The sequence below is a fragment of the Streptomyces lateritius genome, from assembly GCF_014649715.1.
In the GTDB taxonomy this organism is placed as follows: Bacteria; Actinomycetota; Actinomycetes; order Streptomycetales; family Streptomycetaceae; genus Streptomyces; species Streptomyces lateritius.
Genome location: NZ_BMTO01000001.1, coordinates 651,563 through 667,613 on the forward strand (window position 1 = coordinate 651,563; position 16,051 = coordinate 667,613).

The 16,051-nt window shown below is 72.2% G+C and carries 20 protein-coding genes and 1 pseudogene; 12 read left to right on the top strand and 9 right to left on the bottom strand.

Features of this window, described 5'->3' with window-relative positions; translation table 11 throughout:
* Nucleotides 1-8: 8 nt before the first annotated feature.
* Nucleotides 9-410 carry a VOC family protein gene (locus IE136_RS03030; protein WP_189599303.1) on the bottom strand — a complete coding sequence of 134 codons (402 nt, stop codon included), beginning with the start codon at nucleotides 408-410 and terminating at the stop codon, nucleotides 9-11.
* Nucleotides 411-481: 71 nt separating this feature from the next.
* Nucleotides 482-1,372 (bottom strand): KPN_02809 family neutral zinc metallopeptidase, encoded by an 891-nt coding sequence (gene ypfJ / locus IE136_RS03035; RefSeq protein WP_158986061.1) that lies wholly within the window; start codon nucleotides 1,370-1,372, stop codon nucleotides 482-484.
* A gap of 253 nt (nucleotides 1,373-1,625) precedes the next feature.
* Between ypfJ and IE136_RS03040 the strand changes: the two genes are divergently transcribed.
* The 3 genes from IE136_RS03040 (at nucleotide 1,626) to IE136_RS03050 (ending at nucleotide 4,717) form a co-directional block, all read left to right on the top strand.
* A complete protein-coding gene (locus tag IE136_RS03040; RefSeq protein WP_158986059.1) occupies nucleotides 1,626-3,224 on the top strand; it encodes an ABC-F family ATP-binding cassette domain-containing protein in 1,599 nt (532 codons plus the stop codon).
* A gap of 322 nt (nucleotides 3,225-3,546) precedes the next feature.
* Complete coding sequence (locus tag IE136_RS03045; protein ID WP_006123601.1) at nucleotides 3,547-3,768, top strand: helix-turn-helix domain-containing protein; 222 nt, start codon at nucleotides 3,547-3,549, stop codon at nucleotides 3,766-3,768.
* 151 nt (nucleotides 3,769-3,919) lie between these two features.
* Nucleotides 3,920-4,717, top strand: coding sequence for an enoyl-CoA hydratase/isomerase family protein (locus IE136_RS03050; protein WP_158986057.1), 798 nt, complete (start codon nucleotides 3,920-3,922; stop codon nucleotides 4,715-4,717).
* 286 nt (nucleotides 4,718-5,003) lie between these two features.
* Here the strand turns inward: IE136_RS03050 and IE136_RS03055 are convergent, their stop codons facing one another.
* Nucleotides 5,004-5,690, bottom strand: a complete 687-nt coding sequence (locus IE136_RS03055; RefSeq protein WP_229818604.1) for an Asp23/Gls24 family envelope stress response protein — start codon at nucleotides 5,688-5,690, stop codon at nucleotides 5,004-5,006.
* A gap of 120 nt (nucleotides 5,691-5,810) precedes the next feature.
* On the opposite strand from IE136_RS03055, the gene IE136_RS03060 reads away from it, so the two are divergent.
* The 5 genes from IE136_RS03060 to amaP all read left to right on the top strand — a co-directional run bounded on the left by IE136_RS03060 (nucleotide 5,811) and on the right by amaP (nucleotide 8,074).
* Nucleotides 5,811-6,272: an Asp23/Gls24 family envelope stress response protein gene (locus IE136_RS03060; RefSeq protein WP_158986053.1), complete on the top strand. Its 462-nt coding sequence runs from the start codon at nucleotides 5,811-5,813 to the stop codon at nucleotides 6,270-6,272.
* Between the two features lie 27 nt (nucleotides 6,273-6,299).
* Entirely contained in the window at nucleotides 6,300-6,491 is a 192-nt protein-coding gene (locus IE136_RS03065) for a hypothetical protein (RefSeq protein ID WP_158986051.1), read from the top strand.
* Between the two features lie 6 nt (nucleotides 6,492-6,497).
* Entirely contained in the window at nucleotides 6,498-6,848 is a 351-nt protein-coding gene (locus IE136_RS03070; protein ID WP_158986049.1) for an Asp23/Gls24 family envelope stress response protein, read from the top strand.
* Between the two features lie 65 nt (nucleotides 6,849-6,913).
* On the top strand, nucleotides 6,914-7,483 hold the full coding sequence (locus IE136_RS03075; RefSeq protein WP_189599348.1) for a DUF6286 domain-containing protein: 570 nt from the start codon (nucleotides 6,914-6,916) through the stop codon (nucleotides 7,481-7,483).
* Between the two features lie 3 nt (nucleotides 7,484-7,486).
* Nucleotides 7,487-8,074, top strand: coding sequence for an alkaline shock response membrane anchor protein AmaP (amaP, locus tag IE136_RS03080; protein ID WP_189599305.1), 588 nt, complete (start codon nucleotides 7,487-7,489; stop codon nucleotides 8,072-8,074).
* Between the two features lie 67 nt (nucleotides 8,075-8,141).
* Here the strand turns inward: amaP and IE136_RS03085 are convergent, their stop codons facing one another.
* The 6 genes from IE136_RS03085 to IE136_RS03110 all read right to left on the bottom strand — a co-directional run bounded on the left by IE136_RS03085 (nucleotide 8,142) and on the right by IE136_RS03110 (nucleotide 13,418).
* Nucleotides 8,142-8,897, bottom strand: a complete 756-nt coding sequence (locus IE136_RS03085) for an SDR family oxidoreductase (RefSeq protein WP_189599306.1) — start codon at nucleotides 8,895-8,897, stop codon at nucleotides 8,142-8,144.
* Nucleotides 8,898-8,901: 4 nt separating this feature from the next.
* A complete protein-coding gene (locus IE136_RS03090; protein WP_189599307.1) occupies nucleotides 8,902-10,686 on the bottom strand; it encodes a glycoside hydrolase family 15 protein in 1,785 nt (594 codons plus the stop codon).
* A gap of 62 nt (nucleotides 10,687-10,748) precedes the next feature.
* Entirely contained in the window at nucleotides 10,749-11,549 is an 801-nt protein-coding gene (locus tag IE136_RS03095; protein WP_158994115.1) for an SURF1 family cytochrome oxidase biogenesis protein, read from the bottom strand.
* Nucleotides 11,550-11,616: 67 nt separating this feature from the next.
* The gene (locus IE136_RS03100; RefSeq protein WP_158986043.1) at nucleotides 11,617-11,850 is read right to left on the bottom strand and encodes a metallothionein; all 234 of its coding nucleotides are present in this window, start codon (nucleotides 11,848-11,850) and stop codon (nucleotides 11,617-11,619) included.
* Nucleotides 11,851-11,904: 54 nt separating this feature from the next.
* Nucleotides 11,905-12,879 carry a DEDDh family exonuclease gene (locus IE136_RS03105; protein WP_158986041.1) on the bottom strand — a complete coding sequence of 325 codons (975 nt, stop codon included), beginning with the start codon at nucleotides 12,877-12,879 and terminating at the stop codon, nucleotides 11,905-11,907.
* 128 nt (nucleotides 12,880-13,007) lie between these two features.
* Nucleotides 13,008-13,418, bottom strand: coding sequence for a hypothetical protein (locus tag IE136_RS03110; protein ID WP_189599308.1), 411 nt, complete (start codon nucleotides 13,416-13,418; stop codon nucleotides 13,008-13,010).
* Between the two features lie 38 nt (nucleotides 13,419-13,456).
* On the opposite strand from IE136_RS03110, the pseudogene IE136_RS35305 reads away from it, so the two are divergent.
* The 4 genes and pseudogenes from IE136_RS35305 to IE136_RS03125 form a co-directional block, all read left to right on the top strand.
* Nucleotides 13,457-13,677 (top strand): annotated as a pseudogene (locus tag IE136_RS35305) (amidohydrolase family protein); the annotation flags it as partial.
* 24 nt (nucleotides 13,678-13,701) lie between these two features.
* Nucleotides 13,702-14,415: a VIT1/CCC1 transporter family protein gene (locus IE136_RS03115; protein ID WP_158986039.1), complete on the top strand. Its 714-nt coding sequence runs from the start codon at nucleotides 13,702-13,704 to the stop codon at nucleotides 14,413-14,415.
* A 111-nt stretch (nucleotides 14,416-14,526) separates the two neighbouring features.
* Nucleotides 14,527-15,399, top strand: coding sequence for a sterol desaturase family protein (locus IE136_RS03120; RefSeq protein ID WP_189599309.1), 873 nt, complete (start codon nucleotides 14,527-14,529; stop codon nucleotides 15,397-15,399).
* Complete coding sequence (locus IE136_RS03125; RefSeq protein WP_158986035.1) at nucleotides 15,396-16,046, top strand: lysoplasmalogenase; 651 nt, start codon at nucleotides 15,396-15,398, stop codon at nucleotides 16,044-16,046. The genes IE136_RS03120 and IE136_RS03125 overlap by 4 nt, the downstream gene beginning before the upstream one ends.
* Nucleotides 16,047-16,051 lie beyond the last annotated feature (5 nt).

Genomic DNA, 16,051 nt, shown 5'->3' on the forward strand with positions numbered 1-16,051 from the left:
GCGCCCCGCTACTCCGCGGCGCCGGGGGTGTACGTCCCGAAGCTCCAGATGTTGCCCTCGTGGTCCCGTGCCATGTAGTCCCGCGAGCCGTAGTCCTGGTTTGTGGGCGGCATCACGATCTCGACCCCGTGCTGCACGGCCCGCGCGTGGTGTTCGTCCACGTCGTCCACGTGGACGAACACCCCCACGGGGCCGGCCTTTGCCATCAGCTTGTCGAACTCGCTGCCGGTGCCCTTGCTGCCGAGCATCACCATGCCGTTCCCGTACGACAGCTCGGCGTGCACGATCTTGCCGTCCTCGCCCTCGTAGACCGCCGTGCCGGTGAAGCCGAAAGCCTCCGTCAGCAGCTTGATCGCGGCCTTCGCGTCGTCGTACGCCAGGGTCGGACAGACGTGGGGTGCCTCAGCCATCCCGATCCCTCCTTCTCGCTCGTCCCGTCGGAATGTGACCTGGATCTCAGTCTGGCAGCCGCCGCCGACAATCAGCGGAAGGTGTCACACCGGGCCATGTCACCCGTCGTGAAGCCCTGGGAGAACCATTGCTGCCGCTGCTGGGCCGAGCCGTGCGTCCAGCTCTCGGGCGTCACCCGCCCCTGGAACCTCTCCTGGATCCGGTCGTCGCCCACCGCGGCCGCCGCGTCGAGCCCGTCCCGGATGTCGGCCTCCGTCAGCCGCTTCAGCAGCGGCCGTCCCGTCTTCTCGTCCGGCGTGGTGGTCGCGTGGTGCGCCCAGACGCCGGCGTAGCAGTCCGCCTGGAGCTCGACCCGTACGGCGTCGGAGTCCGCCCCCTGCCGCCCGTCCTGGGAGCGGGCCAGTGTCCCCGTCATGTTCTGGACGTGGTGGCCGTACTCGTGCGCCACCACGTACGCCTGCGCGAACGGGCCGCCGCTCGACCCGAAGGTGGTCCGCAGCTCCTGGAAGAACCCCAGGTCCAGGTAGACCTGGCGGTCGCCGGGGCAGTAGAACGGCCCCACCGCCGCGGTGGCCGCGCCGCAGGCGGTGGAGACCCGGTCCGTGAACATCACCGTGCGCGCGTCCCCGTACCGGCCGCCCCTGCGCTCGTACTCCGCCCGCCAGAAGTCCTGCACGCTGTTGACGACGGCCACGATCCGGCAGTCCTCGCGCCTGTTCGCGTCCGCGCCGGTCCGGCAGCTCCGCTCCACCTGGGCCGCCGAGGAGGCGGTCGCCGCCGGCTCCGGGTCGCCGGAGGAGAGGCCCAGCTGCTCGGGGCCGACCCCGAAGAGGATCCCGAGGAGCAGCGCGACGAAACCGACGACACCGCCGCCGACGGTGGCCTTCCCGCCCGGGATGCGGCTGCCGCGGACGTCCCGGACCTCCGAGGTGTCCAGATCGGCGTCGTCGTCGAACTGCACGGGCCACCATCCTCAGCGTCGTCGTCTCGGCGCAGGCCGCCGCCCTGGGCCGAGTATCGAGGAAGCCGACCGCCCCCGCCCCTTTTGCCGGACCGCGGCCGGAATGGCTTGATTCGCTCGCCTGTGCGGGCAGGACCGAAAAGCAGTTGCACGCGCCCGTTAGACTGGCCGCATGGCCATTCTCCTCGTGCACTAGCGGCGTCGAACCGCCCGAGAGCCCTTCCGCCGTCCATCCCCGCCCTGGAGTCTGTCCGTGATCACCGCTTCCGGCATCGAGCTGCGCGCCGGCGCCCGCATCCTCATCGAGTCCGCTTCCTTCCGCATCGCCAAGGGTGACCGCATCGGCCTCGTCGGCCGCAACGGAGCCGGCAAGACCACCCTCACCAAGTGCCTCGCGGGCGAGGGCATCCCCGCCGGCGGCACCATCGCCCGCTCCGGCGAGGTCGGCTACCTCCCGCAGGACCCGCGCACCGGCGACCTCGACGTCCTGGCCCGCGACCGCATCCTCTCCGCGCGCGGCCTCGACGTCCTGATCAAGAAGATGCGGATGAACGAGGAGCGGATCGCGACCGGCTCCGGCGCCACCCGCGACAAGGCGATGAAGCAGTACGAGCGCCAGGAGACCGAGTTCCTCACCAAGGGCGGGTACGCCGCCGAGGCGGAGGCGTCCACCATCGCCGCCGCCCTCGGCCTCCCCGACCGGGTCCTCGGCCAGCCGCTGCACACCCTCTCCGGCGGTCAGCGCCGCCGGGTCGAGCTGGCGCGGATCCTCTTCTCGGACGCCGACACCCTGCTCCTGGACGAGCCCACCAACCACCTCGACGCCGACTCCATCGTCTGGCTGCGCGACTACCTCAAGAGCTACCGCGGCGGCTTCATCGTCATCTCCCACGACGTCGACCTCGTCGAGACCGTCGTGAACAAGGTCTTCTACCTGGACGCCAACCGCGCCCAGATCGACGTCTACAACATGGGCTGGAAGCTCTACCAGCAGCAGCGCGAGGCCGACGAGAAGCGTCGCAAGCGCGAGCGACAGAACGCCGAGAAGAAGGCCGCCGCCCTCAACTCGCAGGCCGACAAGATGCGCGCCAAGGCCACCAAGACCGTCGCCGCGCAGAACATGGCCAAGCGCGCCGAGCGCCTTCTCTCCGGCCTCGAGGCGGTCCGGGTCTCCGACAAGGTCGCCAAGCTCCGCTTCCCCGAGCCCGCGCCGTGCGGGAAGACCCCGCTGACGGCGGAGGGCCTGTCGAAGTCGTACGGCTCCCTCGAGATCTTCACCGATGTGAACCTTGCCATCGACAAGGGATCGCGCGTCGTGATCCTCGGCCTCAACGGCGCCGGCAAGACCACGCTGCTGCGTCTGCTCGCCGGCGCCGAGAGCCCCGACACCGGCGAGGTCACGCCGGGTCACGGCCTCAAGCTCGGCTACTACGCCCAGGAGCACGAGACGCTCGACCCGGATCGCACCGTCCTGGAGAACATGCGGTCCTCCGCGCCCGACCTAGATCTTGTCGAGGTGCGCAAGACGCTCGGTTCCTTCCTGTTCTCCGGTGACGACGTCGACAAGCCGGCGGGGGTCCTCTCCGGCGGCGAGAAGACCCGGCTCGCGCTGGCGACCCTGGTCGTCTCCTCGGCGAACGTGCTGCTCCTGGACGAGCCGACCAACAACCTCGACCCCGCGAGCCGCGAGGAGATCCTGGGCGCGCTGCGCACCTACAAGGGCGCCGTCGTCCTCGTCACGCACGACGAGGGCGCGGTGGACGCGCTGGAGCCGGAGCGGATCATCCTGCTGCCGGACGGCGTCGAGGACCTCTGGGGTCCGGACTACAAGGACCTCGTCGCGCTCGCCTGATCATCTCGGTATGGATCATTCGGCTCATGGGTGATCCTTCATCTGAGTGAGGGCGTCTCATACCCCCGGCGCGGCCCCTGCGGAATCCTTCCGTCAGGGGCCGCGCCGCCCTCGTTCCCTTGTTGGGGCCCTGACCTGGCACTTCCCGCCCGCGAGTGTCCGTGAGCCGAGGTCAAAGGCACCGGAATAACAGATTCCGGTCGTGTCGACGCGTTGCCCGCCGGCGAACCTCGTGGCACAGACCTTGTCGAATGGGTGGCCAGGACGTCGGGAAGGGGTGATCATGAGAAGTCCAGAGCGCACTTCCCATGAGGAGGCACGGGTGGCCGAGACTCTGAAGAAGGGCAGCCGGGTGACCGGCGCCGCGCGCGACAAGCTCGCGGCAGACCTGAAGAAGAAGTACGACTCCGGTGCGAGCATCCGGGCGCTGGCCGAGGAAACCGGCCGCTCCTACGGATTCGTCCACCGGATGCTCAGTGAGTCCGGAGTCACGCTGCGTGGACGTGGCGGAGCGACACGGGGCAAGAAGGCAGCCTCGGCCTGACATCGGGGCGCGGTTCGTCGGGTCCACCGGTTCTCGCGGTGGCCACCCGGTCGGCCGTGCGGTCGACCGGGTGGTTACTGTGCAGTCACTTAGCAGTCGGTTCCGCTGACTGCGACCGTTCACAGTGCTGCACCGGAACCGGAGGCGCCCCATGACTTCGCTCGACTCTGTGCTCGTGTTCGACAAGGACGGTGTACGGCTCACCGTCGAGGACGCCGTTGCCACGGTGACCCTGACCAACCCGGCGAAGCGCAACGCCCAGTCTCCCGCTCTGTGGCGGGCGTTGACGGAAGCCGGACGGTCATTGCCCGGCAGCGTGCGGGTCGTGGTTCTGCGTGGCGAGGGCAAGTCCTTCTCCGCGGGGCTCGACCGGCAGGCGTTCACGCCCGAGGGCTTCGACGGAGAGCCGTCCTTCCTGGACATGGCGCGCGGTTCGGACGAGGACCTGGACGCGGTCATCGCCGAGTACCAGGAGGCGTTCACCTGGTGGCGCCGCGGCGACATCGTGTCGATCGCGGCCGTCCAGGGGCACGCCATCGGGGCCGGTTTCCAGCTCGCCCTCGCCTGCGACCTGCGGGTCGTCGCCGAGGACGTGCAGTTCGCCATGCGCGAGACCAGCCTGGGCCTCGTGCCGGACCTCACCGGCACGCACCCGCTCGTCTCGCTGGTCGGCTACGCCCGCGCGCTGGAGATCTGCGCCACGGGCCGCTTCGTCCACGCCGACGAGGCCGAGCGCATCGGCCTCGCCAACATCGCCGTGCCCGCCGGGGAACTCGACGCGGCGGTACGCGATCTCAGCGCCGCCCTGCTCGCCGCGCCCCGTGACGCGGTCATCGAGACCAAGGCCCTGCTCCAGGGCGTCTCCGGCCGCTCCTACGAGGACCAGCGCGCCGCGGAGCGCGCCGCCCAGGCCCGCCGCCTGCGCGACCTGGCGGGCCTCGGCGACTGAGGGGGCTGCCCGCCGCGTCCTGGCCGGGCCGGCGACGCCCCGCGCGCACTCCCTCAGCCCTTCGGGCAGGGGACGTGCCCCCCACGCGTGTCGCCGAAGTGCCCTCGCAGCGGAGCTGCCAGGGCACTTCGGCGCCTTGTGATCGCACGCACCGGACGCCGCGGGCCCCGCCCTCCGGGCGGACGTCAAGCCTTCGCGGACACTCTCCGGCCCCGCGGACCTGGAGAGGCGCCAGACGCCACGTCCCGTCCGGCGGACCCCCACGCCGTCGCCTCCCAGCTCCGCGTCAGCGGATCTCCGAGACCAGGACCGTGACCGCGGTGGCCTGCGGGGCGGTCGTGGTCACGGCCGTGCGGACGGCCCGGGCCACGTCCAGCGCGCGGTGCCCCACGCTCACCGCCACCTCCACCCGGAGCACGCCCTCGCCGCGGTGCACCGGCGTGCCGAGCGCGTCGGTCAGGGCCGCCACGCCCTCCACCGCGAGGGCCGCGAGGGCGGCCGGATCCTCCGGCGCCGCCGGCGAGGTTCGCCCGGGTGGGGGAGCGGGGGCCGGAGAATCCGGCGAACCGGCCCCGCCCTCGGCGGGCCCCGCCTCGCGCGGTCCCTCGACGAGCCCCGTCACCCGCAGGTCCACCTCCACGACCGCGAGCCCCAACTCCGCCGCGGCGGCCGCGAACAGAGCCTCGCGCACCTCCTCGGCCAGGACCGGCAGGGGCCTCTCCGACGTCGCCGCGAACTCCGCCGCGATCCGCAGCGGACCCGGCGGCAACCCGCCCGGCGGTACGGGCAGCGGCGCTTCTGTGCCGGCCTTCACGAGCCCCACGCGCAGCGGCCCCGGGGTCACCCCTCGTACCGCCGTCGCGGCCCGCAGCAGCACCGTCCGCGCCGCGCGCTCCGCCAGCCAGGCGCCGTCGGCCGGCTCCCCGAGCGGGAGCAGCCGCCCCAGGCCGAGCCGCTCGCGCACCGCTGTCATCAAACCCGCCCCGGATGTGGTCTCCATTCCTCCAGCCTGCCGCATTCCCGGCGCGAGTCGGGGGAAGCGCACTTAATGTGGGCAAAGGAGTACGAAATCTCCTGAAAGGGATGAACGGCGATGAACGAGAGCTCACACCCCGATGACCCGACCGTGACCAGGCGAGGCGGCGGTGATCCGGCCTCCCGGGGCAGGACGACCATCGCCGACGGTGTGGTGGAGAAGATCGCAGGCCTCGCCGCCCGTGACGTCATGGGCGTCCACGCGATGGGCAGTGGCCTCTCCCGCACCCTCGGCGCCGTACGGGACCGGGTGCCGGGCGGAGGCGGAGCGAAGTCCGGCGTCACCCGCGGCGTGAAGGCCGAGGTCGGCGAGGTACAGACCGCGCTCGACCTGGAGATCGTCGTCGAGTACGGCGTCTCCATCTCCGATGTGGCCGGCGCGGTGCGCGAGAACGTCATCGCGGCCGTCGAGCGGATGACCGGCCTGGAGGTCGTCGAGGTCAACATCGCGGTCAGCGACGTGAAGCTGCCGGAGGAAGAGGACGAGGAGCAGCAGCAGCAGGAGTCGCGGCTCCAGTAGCCGCATCCTCGGCGGAAAGGGCACAGCATGAGCATGGCGGTGGTCGGCCTGTTGGCCGGAATGGCCCTCGGCTTCGCCGGTTACTTCGGCGGCTTCGGGGCGTTTGTACTGGTCGCGGCCTTGGGCGCGGTCGGTTTCGTCGTCGGGCGCTTCGCCGACGGGGATCTCGAACCCGGAGACTTCTTCCGGGGCCGCGAGCGCGGCGAACGGCGGCGGTGAGCGCGGGTGGCAGCCGACCCGGTGGGGGCCGCCGGCCGCGGAGCGACCACGATCGCCGACCGGGTCGTCGCGAAGATCGCCGCACAAGCCGCGCGGGAGGCGCTCGACGCCGTTCCGCCGGCCGGATCGCCGCCCCACGCCTCGGTCGTCGTGCACCGTGACTCGGTGCGGGTCTCGGTGAGTCTGGAACTCGACTACCCCTCCGACGTCGGCCGCCGGTGCGGCGCGGTCCGCAGCCATGTGACGCGACGTGTGAAGGAGTTGGTGGGCATGGACGTGCCGGAGGTGGCCGTCCACGTGGAACGGCTGCACTCCCCGCGCACCGCCCGAACGGCGGCCCGGGAGAGACTGAGATGAGCACGGAGAACGGCGCGGGGACGCAGACGGAGAAGGAGCCCGGGGCGGTGAGCGGCACCGTCCCCATGCTGAAGGAGACCTCGCCCGCGGGCCCCGCCCGCCGCTTCTGGGCCGCCCGCCGGATCCCGGCGGCCCTGCTGGCCGCCGCGATCCTCGCCGGCACGGGACTGCTGCTGTACGACGTGGCGGCGGTACGGGCCGAGCACACGGCCATGGCATGGCGGCGCTCCGTCGCCGACGGCCTCGCGACCGAACCCCTCGACAACGCCTGGGTCCTGACCGGCGCGGCCCTGTCCGTGCTCCTCGGCGTCTGGCTCCTCGTCCTGGCGGCCACCCCGGGGCTGCGCGCGGTGCTCCCCATGCGCCGCGACCACGCCGACGTGCGGGCGGGGCTCGACCGGGAGGTCGCGGAGATGACGCTCCGCGACCGGGCCATGGAGGTCTCGGGCGTGCAGTCGGTACGGGTACGGACGGGCCGCAGGAAGGCGGCCGTACGGGCCGTCTCGCACTTCCGCGAACTCGACGCCGTACGGACCGACCTGGAGACCGTGCTGGCCGACGGCATCCACGAACTGGGGCTCGCCCGCCCGCCCGCGCTGACGGTACGGGTGAGCCGGCCACGGAGGAAGGGGTAGGGAGTGACGGTCATTCTCCGGCGGGTCAACCGCGTACTGCTCGGCCTCGCGGGGCTGCTGCTCGTCGTCCTCGGCGGGGCGGTGCTCGCGGCCGCGCTCGATCTGGCGGTGCCCTCGTGGTGGCCGTGGTCCGGCCCCTCCGACGTCCTGCTGAGCGAGGCGGACCGGACACGGTGGCGCGACGAGGGCTGGTGGTGGCCGGTGGTCATCGCCGTCCTCGGGCTCCTCGTCCTCCTGGCCCTGTGGTGGCTGATCGCCCAGTTCCGCCGGGCCCGGCTCGCCGAGGTCCTGATCGACAGCGGTGACGGGGAGGGCACCGTCGTACGGGGCCGGGCACTGGAGGACGTCCTGGAGGCGGACGCCGCCGCCCAGGACGGCGTGGCCCGCGCCCGCGTCTCCCTCACGGGCCGCAGTTCCGCCCCCCGCACCCGGGTGCGCCTGCTCCTGGAGCCCTACGCCTCCCCGGGCGCGGCCCTGAACTCCCTCACCACCGACGCCCTCGCCCACGCCCGTACCTCGACGGGCCTGCCGGCCCTGCCGACCGAGGCACGGCTGCGCGCGGTCAAGCACCGGGCGCGCCGGGTCAGCTGACCGGGCGGTTCGGTGACGTGGCGCTTCGGCCGACCCGGCGGGGTGGGTCGGCCGACGTGCCACCGGGTCAGAATCCGTGGCGCGCGCCACCGTCCACCGGGAGCATCACGCCCGTCAGGTAGGAGGCCGCCGGGGAGAGCAGGAACGCGGCCGTCGTGCCGAATTCCTGGGGCGTGCCGTAGCGGCGGAGCGGGATACGGGACTCGTTGGCTGCGCGGGCGGCCTCCGCGTCGCCGGAGAGCGCGTCGAGCGAACGGACCCGGTCGGTGTCGATCCGGTTCGGCAGCAGACCGACGACCCGGATGCCCCGAGGCCCCAGGTCGCCGGCGAGCGACTTCGCGAACCCGGCGAGGCCCGGACGCAGGCCGTTGGAGATCGTCAGACCCTGGATCGGCTCGTGGACCGAGGCGGAGAGGACGAAACCGATGACCCCGCCCTCGGTCAGCGTCTCCGCCGCCGCCCGGGCCATCCGTACCGCGCCGAGGAAGACGGTGTCGAAGGCCGACGCCCACTCCTCGTCGGTGTTGTCGGCGCCGAAGCCCGGGGCGGGGCCGCCCACACTCACGAGGATGCCGTCGAAGCCCCCGAAACGGGACCGGGCCTCCGCGATCAGCCGCCCGGGCGCCGCCGGGTCGGCGTTGTCCACGGCGAGACCGGCCGCGCCCTCGCCCAGCTCGGCAACGGCCTCGGCGACCGAGGTCTCCTCACGCCCGCTGATCAGCACCTTCGCGCCCTCGGCCAACAGCGCCTCGGCCGACGCCCGGCCGAGCCCCCGGGTCGCGCCGGTCACCACGTACACACGGTCCTTCAGTCCAAGATCCATGCGCCTATCCTGCCGCTTCGTCCGGGCGCAGCGCGAGGGCGGTGCCCACGAGACCGACGTGGCTGAACGCCTGGGGGTAGTTCCCCAGCTGCCGCCGCGACACGGGGTCGTACTCCTCCGCCAGCAGCCCCACGTCGTTGCGCAGGGCGAGCAGCCGCTCGAAGAGCTCGCGGGCCTCGTCGACGCGCCCGGTCAGCCACAGCGCGTCGGCCAGCCAGAAGGAGCAGACGAGAAACGTCCCCTCGCTGCCGGGGAGGCCGTCGACCGACCCGCCCTCGGTGCTGTAGCGACGGACGTACCCTTCGTGCGTCAGCTCCGCGCGGACCGCCTCCACCGTCCCCACCACCCGGGGGTCGTCCGGCGGCAGGAACCCGACCACCGGGATCAGCAGCGTGGCCGCGTCCAGCTCCCGCGAGCCGTACGACTGCGTGAACGTGTTGCGGTCCGGGTCGTACCCCTTCGCGCACACCTCCGCGTGGATCTCGTCGCGCAGCGTCCGCCACCGCACCACGTCCCCGCTCAAGGAGGGATCCTCCTCAAGGGTGCGCACCGCCCGGTCGGCGGCGACCCAGGCCATCACCTTCGAGTGGACGAAGTGGCGCCGCGCCCCGCGCACCTCCCACAGACCCTCGTCGGGCTCGCGCCAGGTCGACTCCAGGAACCCGAGCAGGCTCAGCTGGAGCTTCCAGGCGTGCCGCTCGGGAGGGATGCCCGCCTGCCTGGCCCGGTACAGCGAGTCCATGACCTCCCCGTACACGTCGAGCTGGAACTGATCGACGGCCGCGTTCCCGATCCGCACCGGCGCCGAGTCCGCGTAGCCGCGCAGCCACGGCACCGTCATCTCCGGCAGCCGCCGTTCGCCGGCCGGCCCGTACATGATCTGCAGGTCGGCCGGGTCGCCCGCCACCGCACGCAGCAGCCAGTCACGCCACGCCTCCGCCTCCTCGACGTACCCCGCCGAGAGCAGCGCGGCGAGCGTGAGCGTCGAGTCGCGCAGCCAGCAGGAGCGGTAGTCCCAGTTCCGTACGCCGCCCAGCTCCTCCGGCAGTGAGGTGGTGGGTGCGGCCACGATGCCACCCGTCGGTGCGTAGGTGAGCGCCTTCAGGGTGATCAGCGAGCGGAGCACCGCGTCGCGGTACGGGCCCTCGTAGGTGCACCGCGCCACCCACTCCCGCCAGTCGGTGAGCGAGTGCTCCAGGGCGTCGAAGGGGTCGACGAGGGCGGGACGCGGCTCGTGCGAGGGGTGCCAGGTGAGGACGAAGGCCACCTTCTCGCCCTCGGCGACGGTGAACGACGAGCAGGTGGAGAACTGCTGTCCCCACGTCTTCACCGGCGGCTCGCTGCGCAGCCAGACCGAGTCGGGGCCGGCGACGGCCACCCGGTGACCGTCGGTCCGCCGGACCCAGGGCACGATCGAGCCGTAGTCGAAGCGCAGCCGCAGCACCGAGCTCATCTCGACGGTGCCGCTGACGCCCTCCACGATCCGCATGACATCGGGCGCCTTGTCGCGCTGCGGCATGAAGTCGACGACCTTGACGGTGCCGGTGCGCGTCTCCCAGTACGTCTCCAGGACGAGGGAGTTCTCGGCGTACTTCCGGTGGGTGCAGCGCGTGGCCCCCGGGGGCGCGATCCGCCAGTGGCCGTTCTCCTCGTCGCCGAGCAGCGCGGCGAAACAGGCGGCCGAGTCGAAGCGCGGCAGACACAGCCAGTCGATCGACCCGTCACGGCCGACGAGCGCGGCGGTCTGCAGATCGCCGATGAGGGCGTAGTCGTCGATACGTTGCGTCACGCTCTGGCGTGTTCCCGGAAGCGACGACGGTCAACCAACGGGGCGGCGGAGCGTGATGGGCGCTACACCGCGGCCGTGGCCGGTTCGGGGGTTTCCGGGGTGTCGCCGGTGCGGGCCGCGGCTTCGCGGTCGCGCTTCTCGCGGCGCACCAGGACGACCCAGCCGACCGGCACACCGGCCGTGAAGAGCCACCACTGCACGGCGTACGCCATGTGCGCGCCGATCGAGTCGTGGTCGGGCTCGGGGATCAGCTCCGGGGTGCCGCCGGCCGGCTCGGGGGCCGTCTGCTCCATATAGCCGCCGAGCACCTCACGGCCGAGGAGCTGGGACTGCTGCTCGCTGTTGATCAGCATCACCTGACGGTCCGGTAGCCCCCGCAGGTCCTTGATGCCGCTGGCGCCGGTCGTCTCGTCGGCCTTGAGCCGGCCGGTGACGGTCACCTCGCCCTTGGGGGCGGGCGGCACCTCGGGGTACGCCTTCTGGTCGGGTGCGGCGGGGATCCAGCCGCGGTTGACCAGGACGACCCGGCCGTCCGCGAGGACGAGCGGGGTCAGGACGAGCACACCGATCCGGTCGTCGGCGTTGGTCCGGCGGCGGACGACGACCTCGTGCGCGGTGTCGAAGACGCCGGTGGCGGTGACCGTACGCCAGTAGTCGGCGCGCGGGACGGTGTGGCCGGGAGAGGTCAGCTCCTCGACCGCCGCCGGCTTCGCCCTGAGGTTGTCCGCGATCAGGGCGTTCTGGGCGACCCGGCGCTCGTGCCGGTGGAACTGCCAGAAGCCCAGCTCGACCATCGTGGGGATCAGCACGAGGGCGATCAGGGTGAGGATCACCCACTGCCGGGACAACAGGAAGCGGTACACCCCATGACCGTACAACTTGGTCATGGGGTGTACGCAGGGGGGTTCCGGTCCGCGCCGCGGCCCGGGCTCAGACGTGGTCGACGATGCCCGCCTTTCCCTCCGCGCGGGCGCAGTGACCGCCGCAGTACCAGCTGCCCTCGACCTCGACGCCCTGGCCGATGATCTGGACCCGACAGTGCTCGCAGATGGGCGCCATGCGGTGGATGGCGCAGGAGAAGCAGTCGAAGACGTGCACGGCGCCCTGCGCGTGCACCTCGAAGGACATGCCGTAATCGTTTCCGCAGACCTCACAACGTGCCATGCGCCACAGGGTGCTGCTCCGGGCGGGCGCGGGTCACGCGGCGCGCCCGGCACGTCACCCGTCTGCCGGGGCCACGTCCCGCAGCAGCTGGGTGAAGGCCGCCTCGTCGACGATCGGCGTGCCGAAGGACTTCGCCTTCACGGTCTTGGAGGTGGCGGCGTCGGGGTCGTTCGTGACCAGCAGGCTCGTCAGACGGGAGACGCTCGTGGCGACATGGAGCCCGGCCTCGACCGCCCGGTCCTCCAGGAGCTCGCGGTCGATGGACGTGTCGCCGGAGAACGCCACCCGCATGCCCTGCTTGAGTGGTTTGTCCGCTTCGTAGCGTCCCGGGTTAGGGTACGGGCACGCCGGCCGCTTCCGTGACGGACGCCAGCCGTTCGCCTGGTACGAAGCCTGGTGACCGATCCGGGGCGTCGCCGGCGCGGACACCCACTCGGTCAGCGGCCGGCATTCGAGCAGTGGCAGCCGTACGTTCCGCTCCGCCGCCGCGTGCAGACTCGGCCGGAACGCCTCCGCCAGCACCCGCGCGTCGTCCAGCGCGTTGTGCGCCCGCTGCTGTACCACGCCGAAGTGCGCGGCGAGCGACTCCAGCTTGTGGTTGGGCAGCGGCAGCGACAGCTCCTTCGCGAGGGCGATGGTGCAGAGCCGCTGCCGTACGGGCGCGGTGCGCTCGGCACGCGCGTACTCGCGGGCGATCATCGACCAGTCGAAGAGCGCGTTGTGTGCCACCAGGACCCGGCCGTCGAGCCGGGCGGCGAACTCGGCCGCGATCTCCGGGAAGAGCGGCGCGCCTGCCAGGACGTCGGTGGTCAGCCCGTGGATCCAGACCGGCCCGGGGTCCCGCTCCGGGTTGACGAGCGTGTACCAGTGGTCCTCGACGTCGCCCTGGGCGTCCAGCCGGTAGACGGCAGCCGACACTATCCGGTCGTCGCGGGCGAGTCCGGTGGTCTCCACGTCGACGACCGCGTACCCCTGTGGGTAGGCGGCCGGCCACGTCGCTGCTGTCGTACGGTCGTCGAGCATGGTCACTGAGAATACGGGCCCCCTCCGACAGTCCCGCCCCCCGGTGTCCCCTCGGGTGACGGGTTTCGGTCACGGCCTCGACGCTTCCGGCACCGCGCGCGTGCCGCCTCGCCGGCCCGTCTTGTCGGCCCGCCTCACCTCGCGTCGATCCGGTGGTGCGGGGGAGCGTCCCGGCAGGAGGGCCCCAACAGGCCGTCCACCAGCGCTCGTACGGAGGTGGTGAAGAGCCGGTCGCCGTCGATGGGGCGGGCCGGCGCGGGGGTGAGCGACGGGTCGGTTGTGTTCTCCGCGTCCCACAGGGTCTCCCCGGCCGGGGACTTCACCGGCGCCCGTTCGCGGTTGCGCTCCACCAGGACGTGGCCACCGCCCAGGAACTGCACCGCCCGCACCACCTCGGTCGCCCACGCGCCACGCAGGCCGGCCGCGTGGACCTCGTGGGCCAGGGCGCGGGCAGGCAGGAACATCCGTTCCGTCAGGCCCCGTTCGTGGACCATCGCCACCAGGTGCGGGCGCTCGCGCAGTTCACGGCGGAGCGCGTGCGCCACGGAGACGATCCGCGCGGCGGGGTACGGCCGCGCGGGGTGAGGGGCTCCGCATCGCCTACGCGGGGCTGCCGAGGGAGGAGGTCGCGGCCATGGTGGGCGGCAACGCCGCCCGCGTGTACGGCTTCGAGCTGACCTTCCTGGACTCCTCGCGGCCGTCCACGGACCGGCCGTCGAGGAGATCGCCGAACCTCCGGAGGAGGTCCCGCCGGACGCGACCAGCCCCGTCTTCGCGCCGGGCGGGTCGGTCCGTGTCTGGTGACGGAACGGGTGAGACCCTCCCGGGGTGACTGATGTCCCCGCCCACGACGAGGCCCACGGCGCCGGCCTCGGCGCCCGTCTCAACTGGCTCCGGGCCGCCGTGCTCGGAGCCAACGACGGAGTCGTCTCCACCGCGGGCCTCGTCGTGGGCGTCGCCGGCGCGACCGGGTCCCGGTCGACGCTCCTGACCGCCGGCCTGGCCGGCCTGCTCGCCGGCTCGATGTCGATGGCGGCGGGGGAGTACGTCTCGGTCTCCACCCAGCGCGACTCGGAGAAGGCGGCCCTGGCCCAGGAGAAGCGCGAACTGCAGGAACAACCGGAGGCCGAACTGGACGAGCTGACCGAACTCCTGTCGTCCCGCGGCCTGACCCGGGATGTCGCCCGCGAGGCCGCCGAACAGCTCACCGAACGCGACGCGCTCCGCGCCCACGCGCGCGTGGAGCTGGGCATCGACCCCGACGACCTCACCAACCCCTGGCACGCTGCCGCCGCCAGCTTTCTCGCCTTCACGGCCGGCGCCCTGCTCCCCCTCCTCGCGATCGTCCTGCCCCCCGCCTCGACCCGCCTCTGGATCACCGTCCTCTCCGTCCTGACCGTCCTGGCCTTCACCGGCTGGTGGAGCGCCCGCCTGGGCGCGGCCCCCGCGCCCAGGGCGATGCTGCGCAACATGGGGGGAGGGGCGCTGGCGATGGGGGTGACGTACGCGGCGGGGTCGCTGCTGGGGGCCGCGGGGGTGTGAGAAACCGGCTGCCTTGTCGGAAGGTGCCAAAGCTTGCTGACAAGTCGTCTCGCATACTTGTTGGTAACAACGTCTAGCCGCAGCCCGACGCCCCCCTCTACCGTCATCGGCATGCCGAACCTGCCCGATGTCGTGCTGTGGTCCATACCCGCGTTCGTGCTGCTCACCGTGGTGGAGATGGTCAGCTACCGACTCCATCCGGACGAGGACGCCGCCGGGTACGAGACCAAGGACGCCGCTACCAGCCTCGGCATGGGGGTCGGCAGTCTCGCCTTCGACTTCCTCTGGAAGATCCCGATCGTCGCGATCTACACCGCCGTCTACGAGCTGACGCCGCTGCGCGTCCCCGTCCTGTGGTGGACGATCCCGCTGATGCTGCTCGCCCAGGACTTCTTCTACTACTGGCAGCACCGCGGACACCATGTGATCCGCATCCTGTGGGCCTGCCACGTCGTGCACCACAGCAGCCGCAAGTTCAACCTCACCACCGCCCTGCGCCAGCCGTGGACGAGCCTGACCTCCTGGCCGTTCTACCTGCCGATGATCGCGCTCGGTGTGCACCCGGCCGCCATCGCCTTCTGCTACTCCGTCAATCTCGTCTACCAGTTCTGGATCCACACCGAGCGCATCGGCAAGCTCCCCCGGCCCTTCGAGTACGTCCTCAACACGCCCTCCCACCACCGGGTCCACCACGCCTCCCAGGGCGGTTACCTGGACCGGAACTTCGGCGGCATCCTGATCATCTGGGACCGGATGTTCGGCTCCTGGGTGGGGGAGACCGACAAGCCCGTCTTCGGGCTCACCAAGAACATCGAGACCTACAACCCCCTGCGCGTCGCCACCCACGAGTACGCCGCCATCGCCCGGGACGTACGGGCCGCCACGAGCTGGCGCGAGCGGGCAGGCCGGGTCTTCGGCGGGCCCGGCTGGCAGCCGGGCCCGCCCCCGCCCCCGAAGGGCACCACCCCGGAGCCCGCCGCGTGAGAAACCCCGGCCCTTCCACCGCCCTCTCCCGCGTGCTCCTCGCCGCCTTCCTCCTCGCCGGCGCGGCCGACCTCGTCTCCCTCCTCGCCGGCGCCGACCTCGGCCACCGCATCGCCAAGCCGCTGCTCATGCCGCTGCTCGCCGCGTACGCCGCCACCCGGGGCGCCCCGAAGCCGCTCCTCGCGGCCCTCCTCCTCGGCTGGGGCGGGGACGTCTTCCTGCTCCTCGACGCCGACTGGGCCTTCCTCGTCGGCATGGGCTCCTTCGCCGCCGGACACGTCTGCTACCTGGTGCTGTTCGGACGCCGGAGTACGCCGGTGCTCCTCGGCCTCGGCTACGGCGTCGCGCTCGTCACCACCGTCGCCCTCCTGTGGCCCGACCTCCCCGCCGAGCTGCGCGTCCCCGTCGCCGGGTACTCGCTCCTGCTCACCGCCATGGCCTACAGGTCGAGCGCTCTGGGCCCCGCCGCCGGCGCCGGCGGGGCGCTCTTCCTGCTCTCCGACACCCTCATCGCGACCGGCGTCGCCGACTGGCCCCAGCTCCCCGCCCCCGACTTCTGGATCATGCTGACCTACCTCGCCGCCCAGTACCTGCTCACCAGGGGAGTGCTGAAAGCGGAGTACGGTGAACGTCGTACGACCGACTGACAGCA

Bases quoted from the DNA above. Each gene is read 5' to 3' on its own strand.
- IE136_RS03075 (WP_189599348.1), top strand. From the start codon at position 6,914: ATGCTGAAGGAGACCTCGCCCGCGGGCCCCGCCCGCCGCTTCTGGGCC.
- IE136_RS03055 (WP_229818604.1), bottom strand. From the start codon at position 5,690: ATGACAGCGGTGCGCGAGCGGCTCGGCCTGGGGCGGCTGCTCCCGCTC.
- IE136_RS03060 (WP_158986053.1), top strand. From the start codon at position 5,811: ATGAACGAGAGCTCACACCCCGATGACCCGACCGTGACCAGGCGAGGC.
- IE136_RS03085 (WP_189599306.1), bottom strand. From the start codon at position 8,897: ATGGATCTTGGACTGAAGGACCGTGTGTACGTGGTGACCGGCGCGACC.
- IE136_RS03120 (WP_189599309.1), top strand. From the start codon at position 14,527: ATGCCGAACCTGCCCGATGTCGTGCTGTGGTCCATACCCGCGTTCGTG.
- IE136_RS03100 (WP_158986043.1), bottom strand. From the start codon at position 11,850: ATGGCACGTTGTGAGGTCTGCGGAAACGATTACGGCATGTCCTTCGAG.
- IE136_RS03050 (WP_158986057.1), top strand. From the start codon at position 3,920: ATGACTTCGCTCGACTCTGTGCTCGTGTTCGACAAGGACGGTGTACGG.
- IE136_RS03030 (WP_189599303.1), bottom strand. From the start codon at position 410: ATGGCTGAGGCACCCCACGTCTGTCCGACCCTGGCGTACGACGACGCG.
- IE136_RS03065 (WP_158986051.1), top strand. From the start codon at position 6,300: ATGAGCATGGCGGTGGTCGGCCTGTTGGCCGGAATGGCCCTCGGCTTC.